Source organism: Bacillus sp. NSP9.1 (assembly GCF_000465465.2).
GTDB lineage: Bacteria > Bacillota > Bacilli > Bacillales > Bacillaceae > Bacillus > Bacillus sonorensis_A.
The window spans coordinates 3,511,427-3,523,543 of the sequence record NZ_CP048273.1 but is presented as its reverse complement, the minus strand read 5'-3'; the positions used below and the strand labels follow the sequence as shown (position 1 = coordinate 3,523,543).

Here is a 12,117-nt window from a genome sequence, read left to right as displayed (position 1 = left end):
GTAAAAACGGGGGTTCGCAGTTTAATGTCCTTCTAAAAAGAAGAGGTGTATGAAAAATAGAATCGCAAACACTAAGACAAGCGGATGGATGTCACGCCATTTCCCTTTTGCCGCTTTAACAATTGGGTATGAGATAAATCCAAGCGAGATGCCTGTTGCGATGCTGGATGTCAGTGGCATTGCCAAGATGACGAGAAAAGCCGGGAATGCTTCATCAAGCTCTTTCCAGCGGATGTTTGTGACAGCTCCGATCATCATGCTTCCGACAATGATCAATGCCGGCGACGTAATGGCGGCAATGCCTGAGACGGCGCTGACAAGCGGACTGAAAAACAGTGCCGCACCAAAGAGGACGGCGACTGTCAACGATGTAAGCCCCGTTCTTCCGCCTGCGGCAACTCCAGCCGATGACTCGATATAGGCGGTTGTCGGGCTTGTCCCGAACATGGCGCCGATCGTCGTCGCTGTTGAATCGGCAAGCAGCGCTTTTCTCGCGTTCGGCAGCTTGCCTTTTTTCATCAGCCCCGCCTGTTCGGCAACACCGATCATCGTCCCTGTCGTATCAAAAATCGTTACCAAGAGAAAAGAGAAGACAACCGAGTAGAGGCCGTAATGGATGACATCGCCGAAGGCGGCGAAAGGGTTTGTGACAATCAGTTTTTCCGGCAGATGGGGCAGTGACAGAACCCCTTGGGCAAAGCTCAGCTGCCCGGTGAAAAAGGCGATCAGCCCGGTCAACACCATCCCGAAAAACAGGGCTCCGTTTACATTCATGACCATCAGGATGACGGAAAAAGCGAGTCCGATCAATGTTAGGATCACTTCAGGGGAGCGCAAGTCGCCGAGTCCGACTAAATTCGCTTTGTTTGCCGTAATGATACCCGCTCCTCTTAAGCCGACAAACGCGATGAACAGGCCGATTCCCGCTGTAATGCCGTATTTTAAATTAGCCGGGATGGCTTCGATCAGTTGTTTTCTAAGCGGTGTTAGCGATAAGATAATAAAGAGAATACCCGCTGTGAAGACAGCGCTGAATGCTGTCTGATACGAAATCTCGCCATTTGATGAGCCGACGACTGAAACCGCAAAATAGGCGTTGAGCCCCATGCCCGGCGCAATCGCGATCGGAAAGTTTGCGGCCAGCGCCATCCAAAGCGTTCCGACGACTGCGGCAATAATCGTAGCGGTGAACACCTGGTCAAAAGGGACACCTGTGCCTGAGAGAATGCCGGGATTGACGACGACGATATAAACCATCGTAAAAAATGTTGTAAGGCCGGCAAGTATTTCTTTTTTAACAGTGGTTTGGTTTTCTTTTATGTTAAACATCATTTCCTCCAATAACGAACATTGTAACAAAACAATATCTATATTATTCGTTATCAGCTGGTTTTGCAAGTGTTTCAGGTTAATCTTTTAAAAGAAAGGGCGAAAATATGAACTGGGAACAAGAAGTATCAAAAAGAAAGAATGAGATTGTCCGGGATATTCAAGATTTCTTGAAAATCAACAGCGTCCTTGATGAAGCGACGGCAAGCCCTGAAAAGCCGTTCGGAGAAGGAATCCATCAATGCTTGACAACGCTTTTGGAAAAAGGTGAAGAAAACGGCTTCACGGTGAAAAATCTTGATGGGTATGCAGGTCATATTGAATGGGGGGAAGGAGACGACATCATTGGAGTGCTGTGTCATATCGATGTCGTCCCCCCTGGAGACGGATGGACGAGTGACCCGTTTGCCGCCGACATCAGAGATGGACGGATATACGCAAGGGGAGCGCTCGATGACAAAGGACCGACAATGGCCGCGTTTCACGCGCTGAAAATCGTCAAAGAAATGAATCTGCCTTTATCAAAGCGGGTCAGAATCATTATTGGAACGGATGAAGAAAGCGATTGGAGATGTGTGGAACATTATTTTAAACATGAAGACATGCCTTCAGCCGGTTTTGCGCCTGATGCTGATTTTCCGATCATTTATGCTGAAAAAGGACTGATTGATGCGGCTTTGAAAATAAAATGTCCCGCGGCTGATCCAGGAGCTGATCTGGTTCTGAAGTCATTCGGATCAGGCCGCCGCTTAAACATGGTGCCTGATGATGCAGAAGCTGTTCTGGCCGGGCCGATCACAAGCGATTTTGAAGAATCTTTCACCTCTTTCGTCAAGGAAAAACATGCCGATGGACGGCTGCTTAAGGAAGGTGATACGGCAGTTTTAAAGGTGCACGGCAAATCAGCCCACGCGATGGAACCCGATAACGGGGTCAACGCAGGTCTTGTTTTGGCAGAGTTTTTACATACACAGGCGCTTGATGGAGCCGGCCTCCATTTTGTCGAAACGGTCACCGATGCTTTCGCTGGTGACACGAGAGGGAAAAAGATCGGGATTGCCGCAACCGATCAGATCAGCGGAGATTTGACATTAAATGTCGGCCGGCTGTCTTATGCAAATGGCAAAGGCGGCGAGATCGGCATCAATATCCGCTATCCGGTAACAGGGGAGAGCGGCTGTGTGAAAAACGCGCTTGAGAGCATGCCAGGGACGGAGCTTGTCAGCTTTAAAGACAGCAAGCCCCACTATGTGCCAAAAGATCATGAGTTGATTCAAACGCTTCAGCGCGTTTATGAGGAGCAGACAGGAAAGAAAGCGGAATTAATCTCGATCGGCGGTGCGACATACGCCAGGTCCTTACAAGCCGGAGTCGCGTTCGGACCGCTTTTCCCGGGCCGGCCTGACGTCGCCCACCAAAAGGACGAATACATGGAAGTGGATGATCTGTTGCAGTCAGTTTCCCTTTATGCCCAGGCGATATACGAACTGGCAAAATAAATGGATGTTTTCCCGTCCGGCCGCAAAACCGATCGCACAACATCTGACATGAAACGGACATCATTTAGGCCGCTCATTATTGGAGCGGCCTTTTTAAATAAAGGATTGCTGGATTTGGAAATAAGGCATATAGTTAAGGTGGAATGAAGCTCTTTAAGAGGGAGAGTTTACATATGAACAAACGGTTTTATTCTTTTTATTTTTTGTTCTTTTTTGGCTATGGGGCGTTTTATCCGCTTTTGTCCGTTTATTTGAAAGATGCCGTCCATTTGTCCGGCGGCCAAATCGGCTTGATCATGTCGATCAGCCCCGTCGTGATGATTTTCATCCAGCCTGTTTGGGGATTGATGAGCGATCTGACGAGGAGACCGACCGCATTGCTGACGACTGCATTATTGTTGACCGCATTGTTCACACTGCTATTTTCGCTGTCCGCATCTTATGAGGTCTTGATCGTGGCGATGATTTTCCTGGCTGCATGTCAGAGCGCTGTCGTTCCGCTTTCAGACAGCATTGCACTCGGCTTTTCTGAAAAGTCCGGGGTCCCCTACGGATCAATCCGGCTGTGGGGGGCGCTCGGTTTTGCGGGAGCCGTTTTCTTTATGGGCAATCTGGCTGAAACCTTTCATCTGGCACTCATTTTTTATACGTATGTTGTTTTTTTAATCTTGTCGGCTTTCTTTTCTGCAAGGCTCCCAAAAGAAAATAAAGCGATGAACATCAGTTTGAGGGCCGGAATCAAAGAACTCTTTAAGCTGAAGAAGTATTTTCTGTTTTTGACGGCAGCTTTTTTTATGATGGGCCCTACTTTAGCCCATAATATTTATTTCGGAATCTATATTCAGGAAATCGGCGGAACGCTCGCGGGAGTGGGGATCGCTTTTTTAATTGCGGCGGGCAGTGAAGCCCCTTTCATGAAAGCAGCAAGCCGTTTGATTCAGCGGTTTGGGATTGAAAAAGTTTTGATGTTTGCCATTCTCATCTCCTCGCTCCGCTGGATATTCTATTATGCTGCGCCTTCGCTGCCGCTCGTATATGCGACATGCATCGTGCAGGGATTTTCCGTCGGCTTGTTCATTCCCGCTGCCCTGCAGTATGTCAGAAAGATTGCGCCGGATCATTTAGGCGCGACGGCGATCAGTTTATATACAGCCGTCGGAAACGGTTTGGGGAACTGGTTTTGCACATTTATGGGCGGGCTCATCTATGAGCGTTCTTCCGCGCTTTATGTTTACTTGTTCTTTGGCATATTATCCACGCTGTCTTTTTTGCTGATCGCAGGCATGTATATCCTGTCGAAGAAAGCTGCCGCCGTACAATCATCGGTTTCCTCCTAATAAAAAAGCTTGATTTCTGATCAGAAATCAAGCTTTCAGTGTGGCGGCAAACCCCTGCCTTCGTTGGCAGTTCTGTGCTGGTGAAAGCCCGCTCCGATTCTCGGCCTTCCTAGACTGCGAGAGTTTTCACTCAAGCTTCAGAAAAAGAAAATAGATCGCTCGATAAGTAGCGTTCTCCGGTGTCGGCTGTCATGCAGACGACAATTTTTCCCGGCGGCAGTTTTTTTGCGGTTTCAACGGCAGCGAAGCAGGCAGCTCCTGAAGAAGGTCCGACGAGAATTCCTTCTTCACGCGCCAATCTGCGCGTCATCTCATAAGCTTCTTCATCCGTAATTTTTAATATTTCGTCATAGACATCCTCATTTAAAATATTCGGAATGAAGCCGGGGCTTGTCCCGACGAGTTTGTGCTTGCCCGGTTTGCCTCCTGACAAAACAGGGGAGCCGGCCGGCTCTGCCACATGAACGGTAATTTCCGGGAACAGCTCTTTCAGGGTTTCACCCGTTCCGGTTATCGTTCCGCCCGTCCCCGCAGTTGCTACAAAAGCCGCAAGCGGTTTGCCGATTTCTTCTATTGCCCGGGCAATTTCCAAAGCTGTTGTTTTTCTGTGCGCATCAGGGTTGGCTTTATTGTCAAACTGCATCGGTATAAAGCTTCCGGGGATCTCTTCTGCAAGCTCCTGCGCTTTTTTGATGCTCCCCGGCATTCTTTCGTCCCCTGGAGTCAGAACGACCTCCGCGCCATAGGCTTTTAAAAGGTTGATCCGTTCTTTCGTCATCGTATCAGGCATAACAAGAATCGCTTTGTAGCCTCTCGCGGCCGCATTCATAGCCAGCCCGATCCCCGTGTTTCCGCTTGTCGGCTCAATGATTGTAGAGCCTGGTTTGAGAAGGCCTCTTTCTTCTGCATCAAGAATCATTTGATAAGCGGCCCGGTCTTTCACACTGCCACTTGGATTAAAGGATTCAAGCTTTACATAAACTTGCGCCGCGTGTTCAGGCTGCACCCGGTTTAATTTGACGAGCGGCGTATCCCCGATTAATTCCGCGATGTTCTGCACATCTTTCACATTGGGCACCCTTTCTAGAAAACATTCTTTTTCAATATCCTATCATAAGGCATTGAAAAGTGAAAAATGGAGAGGTTATAAGTCCCTTTGTTTTTTGTTAAAATGTAAAGAAGATCAATGGAAGGAAGTCATACATATGCCAGTAAAACCGCATTATTTTATCGGAATCCCTTTTCCGGCTGAGCTTGCAGAGCCGTTACATCAAACGATCAGCGGCCGTCCGGAACTTTCTTTTCATAGATGGGTGCATCCTTTAGATTATCATTTTACCCTCGTCTTTCTCGGACCAGCGGGTAAGGAGCAGCTTTCCGCGCTGGAGAAGAAGCTTGCGCTTATTTCTGATGAAACGCCTCCTTTTGCGCTCTGTTTAAAACAGCTCGGGACCTTTGGAAAACCTTCAGAGCCGAGGATTCTTCATGTAGAACCGGAGCATTCCGCCCCCCTTTTTCAGCTGAGGGAACGCGTCAAGCAAGCCGCGGCTGCTGCCGGTTTTGACATTGAGAAACGGCCTTTCCACCCGCATATGACTGTCGCCAGGAAGTGGAAAGGCTCCGCTCCGTTTAGCGGGTGCCTGGAGCCGCTTGAAGGCGGGATTTCATTCACTGCCCGGCAGTGCACCCTTTTTCAGACTCATTTAGACAGGCTTCCCAAATATGAACATAAAGCCGTTTTTCTGTTCGGCAACGGGGAGCAAATCAGAAAGCAGGATTCGGAGATGAACAGCGATGGCACAGATTGTTAAAATTCAGGATTGCATTTCAAGATATGAGCAAGACCCTTATCACTATATGAATCAGTTTATCCGCTTAAAAAAGCAGCGCTGGCAGTCGCTGAAAGAAATGGCGGAAAAAAAAGAGGAAGGATTTTTCCGCGGTGAAAGTATTCCTTCAGAAAACGATGGCAGCCGAAAAAAGAGAACATTTTCATTAAAAAGAAAAAAAGAATTATCCGATATTAATAATGGAAAAGAAGCCGTTGATCAATGGTTTAACGGTTTGGAAGAGGAAATGGATGGGGATCTGATCGCCAGAATTCCCGCCGGTGAAAAAGAGCTGGCTGCTTTTTTTAAAGAGCGCCTTTATCAATTTCAATTAAAATGGGCGAGCTCGACGATTTCAGACATATCAGGCCTTTCCCGGGAAATAAAAAGCGATAAAATTCTGCAAATTTTGGCGCAGCAGCTGCCGGATTCGTATTTTATTATGTATCATCCGGTTTTGCAGGTCAGCCAGGCGGCGGCTGAGTTGAGCATCATCATCCTGACGCCGCTTGAAATCTATTGTTTGGCATTTCTTGAAGGTGATAAGGAAAGCGCCTTTATCGGTTCCAAAGACCGTTTTTGGAAGGAGAAAACCGTCAGAGGCAAGGAAAGGTCTGTTCTCAATCCGACCACTGAACTTCTCAGAACAGGTTCGATCCTTTCACAGCTCTTAAAAGGATCGGATATCGAACTGCCGGTGCGCAAATTCATCATCAGCAGAACATCATATATCGATTATCCCGAACCTCCCTACGGGATCGAGATTTATGACCGAAGACAATGGGGTGACTGGCTGGCGAAGCAGCAGAAAAACTTTGCCCCGATCAAAAGCCGGCAGCTGAAAGCTGCGAAAATTTTGCTGTCTTACGGAGTGTCGGAATCGAAGCGGAGAAAGGAATGGCTGGATTAATTCCCCGTTTTATTTCATATTATGAAGATGGAGAATGGAATCATGAGTGAATGGTATATCATCATCAATCCGAAAGCCGGAAACTCAGCGGCTCTCAGAGTATGGAAATCATTGCAGAAAGAACTCCAAAAAGCAAACATATCGTATCGCTCGTTTTTGACTCAGCATCAGGGACATGCCGAAGTGCTGGCGAGGCAAATATCGACGATACAGGATGACAGACTGAAACGTCTGCTCGTCATCGGCGGCGACGGCACCATTCACGAAGTCTTGAACGGATTGGTCAGCCTGGGGGATATTCAGCTGAGCGTCATACCCGCAGGCTCGGCAAATGACTTTAAGCGCGGATTTTCTGTTAAAAAATCGGACGTATTCAAGGGAATGAAACGGGGCGGACACTCGCTGACCCGCACTTATGCGCTCGGCGGTTTCCGGACAAAAGATAGTGTACATGAACTTTACTTTGTCAATCATCTCAGTTTAGGTTTTGACGCCTGTTTTCTCAAGAAAATGTCTGATATGCCGAAGTGGACGTTCTTTTTCCGGCTGAATCACCTGATTCAGCCGCTGTTGTTCTTAGCCACCGCTTTTACGTTCAAACCGTTTGTCCTGTCCTATGAAAGCGGTGCTGAACAACGGACGTTTAAAAAAATCTGGTTTGCATCTGTTTCCAATCACCCATACTACGGCGGAGGAATGAAGATTGCGCCAAACGCAAATCCGCGGGAGGAGCAGTTGGATGTGATGATCATTGAAGATCTCCCGGCGCTGAAAAAAGCCGGGCTGTTGTTTGCGATGATGTTTGGCAAACATATCGGAAAAAAAGGGGTCACCTCGTTTAAAACGAAAGACATCTATTTTCATACCAATGAGAGAGTGCTTTTCCAAGCGGACGGAGAATTGATCGGTTCAACACCTGTTTTTGTGAAAACCGGGACGGAATCTCTCCGCTTAAAAGCATAAATCCTCCGGATGAAGGAGAGACTGTGATGCTGAATATCAGCCGCCCTTTTGAAGCTTATCTGGATGAGATGCGCACAATCACCGTATTGGTTCCGGGAAACCGGACTGATTGCTTTGGCCCGCCTTTCCTGCTTGAAGATGAACAGGGAAAGGAGAGCGGGCTTTTGATAAAGGAAACGCGAGAACTGAAAGAGCACCGCAAATATGTGCTGGAAAGCGAAGGACCCGTTCCTTTGGGGCGGGTCCATAAAGTCCGCTGCCGAGGAAGCGAATGGACGGATCTGCAGATCGGAGCCGTCATCAGAACGGCGGAATTTGATCAAGCTTTTTTTTACGAAGGCACACTGGGCGCCATTTATTCCAGAGAACGGACCATATTCAGAGTGTGGGCGCCGAGTGCCTCCGCAGCTATGCTTGAACTCCAAAGCCCCGATGGAACGCAAAAAACGGTGCTTCAAATGGTCCGAAAACATAAAGGTGTTTATGAAATCACCGTCGACGGCGATATGAACGGCTGGATGTATATGTATCACATTTATGTCAATCGAGAACGGTTTAGGACGGCCGATCCGTATGCAAAGGCCGTGACGGCCAACGGTGAAAAAGGAGTTGTCCTTGATCCCGACGAGTTAAAAGTCGAAAAGCACGATCCTCAAGCTTTTCAAAGTCCGTGTGATGCCGTTATTTATGAAGCGCATATCCGCGATTTCTCGATTCATGATGAGAGCGGCATGCAGTATAAGGGGAAATATTTAGCGTTAACAGAAGAACATACCGAAACGGCCGGCGGTTTCTCAACAGGGGTATCCTATTTGCAAGAACTCGGGATCACCCATGTCGAATTCCTCCCTTTCAACGACTTTGCCGGGGTTGACGAGCTTGATCCGGGGACATCATATAATTGGGGTTACAATCCCCTCCATTTTAACGTGCCTGAAGGAAGCTATTCCCTTGATCCTCAAGATCCGAAAAAGCGGATCATCGAGCTCAAAACCGCGATCCAGGCGCTGCACAAAAACGGGCTGAACGTCATCATGGATGCCGTATACAACCATGTTTACAAGAGGGAGGATTCCCCTTTTGAAAGAACGGTTCCGGGGTATTTTTTCCGTCACGATGAATTCGGCTTTCCCGCTGACGGAACGGGTGTGGGAAATGACATCGCCTCAGAGCGGCTGATGGCTAGGAAATTTATACTCGACTCCATCCGCTTCTGGCTGGAAGACTATGATGTCGACGGGATTCGCTTTGATTTAATGGGCATCTTAGACATCGAAACGGTTCGCCGGATCAAACAGCTTGCCGAGCGTGTCAAACCGGGGGTGCTGCTGTTCGGTGAAGGCTGGGATTTGAACACGCCGCTTCCAGACGGACAAAAGGCAGCGCTCCACAATGCGGGGAATATGCCGGGGATCGGCTTTTTCAACGACCGATTCAGGGATGCCGTAAAGGGGAGCACGTTCCACCTTGAAGACCGCGGATTTGCGTTGGGCGATGTCCGGAAGAAAGCGGCGGTTCAGGATGGAATCGCCGGTTCCCCAGGCTTTTTATCGCCGCAACAGTCGATCAATTATGTCGAATCTCATGACAACCATACCTTTTGGGATAAGATGGCTTTCTGTTTGCAGGAAGATCAAAAGACCAAACGGCTCAGACAGCGGCTTTCCATCGCGATCGTCCTTCTGTCGCAAGGTGTCCCGTTTCTTCATAGCGGACAGGAGTTTTGCCGTACAAAGCAGGGGAATCAAAACAGCTACAGAGCAAGCGATCAGATCAATCGGCTCGATTGGAAAAAAAGAGCGGCGCTTCACGGGGATATAGAATATGTGCGAAAATTGATTGCCCTGCGGAAAGCCCATCCTGCTTTTCGCCTCCGAACACCCGGAGAGGTCAAGAAACACCTTTCTTTTTTGGAAGAAACGAAAGAGGCGATCGCTTACAGGCTGTATCATATTGGAAAGATTGACGGCTGGAATGAAATCATTGTCGTCCACTGTCCATTTGCGAAAAAGGAAGAGCTGAAGCTTCCGGATGGGAAAAGCTATTTGTTATACTGCGATCCTTTTACATTTTTTCAGGAGATGGTCCCGGTCAGCGGATGGCTTCAGCTGAACGGCATCGGTACGTATGTTCTTTACGAACCAAAAGGGATTTTTTAGTTTTGCTTGACGAAGTTTAGCGTATAGCGCTAAAATTTAAAAGACGGCTATTGTTTAGCACAAATGACTCTCAATAGCCGTCTTTTTATTTGAAAACAAAGAGACGATCAATACAGGCGGTTTGTCTCCCTTCAAGGGATGCAGATGCTTTTAAAATCTTTTAATGAAATGATGGGTTGAAAATCGATATGAACTGGTTGGGACAATTACTAGGTAGCGAATGGGAGATTTCCCCCGCAGGAGGAGCTACAGGAGACGCATATTATGCAGAACATAACGGACAACAGCTTTTTTTAAAGCGAAACAGCTCTCCTTTTTTGGCTGTCCTGTCCGCGGAAGGAATTGTTCCTAAGCTCGTTTGGACAAAACGAATGGAAAACGGGGATGTGATTACAGCACAGCACTGGCTCAAAGGCAGAGAGCTGAAACCGAAGGATATGAACAGTCAGGCGGTGGCTGAAATGCTTCGGAAAATCCACAGCTCCAAAGAGCTTTTAGACATGCTGAAAAGGCTTGGAAAACAGCCTTTCCAGCCAATCTCTGTGATCACTCAATTAAAGCAGTTTATCCAGGCCCGGCAATATCCAATTTCGCAGCTGGATCAAGCGCTTTTTTATCTGGAGCATCATCTGGAAGATGTGCAGTCCGGGGAAAAAGTCGTCTGCCACTGCGATGTCAATCATAATAATTGGCTTCTAACAGATCAGGATCAGCTTTATTTAATCGATTGGGATGGAGCGATGATTGCGGACCCCGCGATCGATTTGGGGCCGCTTCTTTATCACTATGTTGAAGAGCAGGAATGGGAAAGCTGGCTTGAACGCTACGGCGCCTCTTTAACGGACAATCTTAAGCTAAGAATGGCGTGGTACGTCTTGGCAGAAGCTGCGATGAATACCGTCTGGCAAAAGGCGAAAGGAAATCAGGACGGCTTCAACCAGGGGCTTGAACAGCTGCATTTGCTGTTGCAGCGGCTCGCCAGATCTTCATGAAAGTGAGCCGATTTCTTCCACCCACTGAGTGAGGCGGTCTTGGTGCTCCAGGATGTGGTCGTTGAGCGAATTGGACGATCTTCCTCTCTGGCTGTACAGATAAATATCTTCAAGGACGCCTTTCAGATTGCCGTCCAGATTTGTGTTCGCCATTAAAGACTTGATGATCCGTTCCACCTGTTCGCATTCGGCAACAGTACCGGAGCAATCTGCTTGGTGGTCTGAGAGAATGTCTTTTAATAGATGAATTTGATTTTCTCGATTTAAGCCCATAATATTGGCACATCCCTTCATTCTAAAAGTATATGGTTTAAAATGTTCATAAAGTTTATTTTTATACATGAAGGACCCGAAGGCGATCGTCGGGTTCTTTTTGCTTTGAAAAGAGCTCTTGCGAGGCTCTTGTATTTCATGGTATGTTGTAAGACGATATAACAGATAGAGGTGTAAGTACATGCGAATGCGTCACAAGCCTTGGGCGGATGATTATTTGGCTGAAAACTCTCATATTGTCATCAGCGAACCGTCCCAATATAAAGGGAAATGGCATTCCGTTTTTGGGAATGACAATCCGATCCATATTGAAGTAGGAACCGGGAAAGGGCAGTTTATTTCAGGAATGGCCCGGCAGAACCCGGATGTCAATTATATCGGCATCGAATTATTTAAGAGCGTCATCGTCACCGCGGTAGATAAAGTAAAACAAGCTGAAGCGCCTAATGCAAGGCTGTTGAACATCAATGCCGATATGCTTTCAGATGTTTTTGCGGAAGGAGAAGTCGATCGCGTTTATTTGAACTTTTCTGATCCGTGGCCTAAAAAGCGCCATGAAAAGCGGCGCCTCACCAATCACGCGTTTTTGAAAAAGTATGAGCAGGTCCTCGGCGCAAAGGGAGCGATCCATTTTAAAACGGACAACCGCGGGCTATTTGAATATTCTCTAACAAGCTTCTCTCAATACGGACTCGTTTTGACGTTTGTCAGCCTTGATCTGCACCAGAGCGGCTTTGAAGGAAACGTCATGACCGAATATGAAGAAAAATTTGCCGCCAAAGGCCAGCCGATCTACAGAGTCGAAGCTGAATGGAGAGCATAAAAA

11 protein-coding genes are annotated in these 12,117 nt (G+C 47.7%); 8 read left to right on the top strand and 3 right to left on the bottom strand.

Annotation, left to right across the window (positions count from 1 at the left end; translation table 11 throughout):
* Positions 1–21: 21 nt before the first annotated feature.
* Complete coding sequence (locus M654_RS18320) at positions 22–1,329, bottom strand: NCS2 family permease (protein WP_026588310.1); 1,308 nt, start codon at positions 1,327–1,329, stop codon at positions 22–24.
* A 107-nt stretch (positions 1,330–1,436) separates the two neighbouring features.
* On the opposite strand from M654_RS18320, the gene pepV reads away from it, so the two are divergent.
* Both pepV and M654_RS18310 read left to right on the top strand, forming a co-directional pair.
* Positions 1,437–2,828: a dipeptidase PepV gene (pepV, locus tag M654_RS18315; RefSeq protein ID WP_026588309.1), complete on the top strand. Its 1,392-nt coding sequence runs from the start codon at positions 1,437–1,439 to the stop codon at positions 2,826–2,828.
* A 173-nt stretch (positions 2,829–3,001) separates the two neighbouring features.
* The gene (locus M654_RS18310) at positions 3,002–4,165 is read left to right on the top strand and encodes an MFS transporter (protein ID WP_026588308.1); all 1,164 of its coding nucleotides are present in this window, start codon (positions 3,002–3,004) and stop codon (positions 4,163–4,165) included.
* Positions 4,166–4,295: 130 nt separating this feature from the next.
* Here the strand turns inward: M654_RS18310 and cysK are convergent, their stop codons facing one another.
* Positions 4,296–5,234 (bottom strand): cysteine synthase A, encoded by a 939-nt coding sequence (gene cysK / locus M654_RS18305; protein ID WP_026588307.1) that lies wholly within the window; start codon positions 5,232–5,234, stop codon positions 4,296–4,298.
* A gap of 136 nt (positions 5,235–5,370) precedes the next feature.
* On the opposite strand from cysK, the gene thpR reads away from it, so the two are divergent.
* From thpR to M654_RS18280, 5 genes are all read left to right on the top strand, one after another.
* A complete protein-coding gene (gene thpR / locus M654_RS18300; RefSeq protein ID WP_026588306.1) occupies positions 5,371–5,976 on the top strand; it encodes an RNA 2',3'-cyclic phosphodiesterase in 606 nt (201 codons plus the stop codon).
* Positions 5,960–6,904: a hypothetical protein gene (locus tag M654_RS18295; protein WP_026588305.1), complete on the top strand. Its 945-nt coding sequence runs from the start codon at positions 5,960–5,962 to the stop codon at positions 6,902–6,904. The genes thpR and M654_RS18295 overlap by 17 nt, the downstream gene beginning before the upstream one ends.
* 42 nt (positions 6,905–6,946) lie before the next feature.
* On the top strand, positions 6,947–7,867 hold the full coding sequence (locus M654_RS18290) for a YegS/Rv2252/BmrU family lipid kinase (protein ID WP_026588304.1): 921 nt from the start codon (positions 6,947–6,949) through the stop codon (positions 7,865–7,867).
* Between the two features lie 26 nt (positions 7,868–7,893).
* Entirely contained in the window at positions 7,894–10,026 is a 2,133-nt protein-coding gene (gene pulA / locus M654_RS18285; RefSeq protein ID WP_026588303.1) for a type I pullulanase, read from the top strand.
* Positions 10,027–10,214: 188 nt separating this feature from the next.
* Positions 10,215–11,018 (top strand): phosphotransferase family protein, encoded by an 804-nt coding sequence (locus tag M654_RS18280; RefSeq protein WP_026588302.1) that lies wholly within the window; start codon positions 10,215–10,217, stop codon positions 11,016–11,018.
* On the opposite strand, the gene M654_RS18275 is transcribed toward M654_RS18280, so the two are convergent.
* Positions 11,013–11,291 (bottom strand): YtzH-like family protein, encoded by a 279-nt coding sequence (locus tag M654_RS18275; RefSeq protein WP_026588301.1) that lies wholly within the window; start codon positions 11,289–11,291, stop codon positions 11,013–11,015. The genes M654_RS18280 and M654_RS18275 overlap by 6 nt on opposite strands.
* 181 nt (positions 11,292–11,472) lie before the next feature.
* Here M654_RS18275 and trmB point away from each other — a divergent pair, with 181 nt between their 5' ends.
* Positions 11,473–12,114: a tRNA (guanosine(46)-N7)-methyltransferase TrmB gene (gene trmB, locus M654_RS18270; protein WP_026588300.1), complete on the top strand. Its 642-nt coding sequence runs from the start codon at positions 11,473–11,475 to the stop codon at positions 12,112–12,114.
* Positions 12,115–12,117 lie beyond the last annotated feature (3 nt).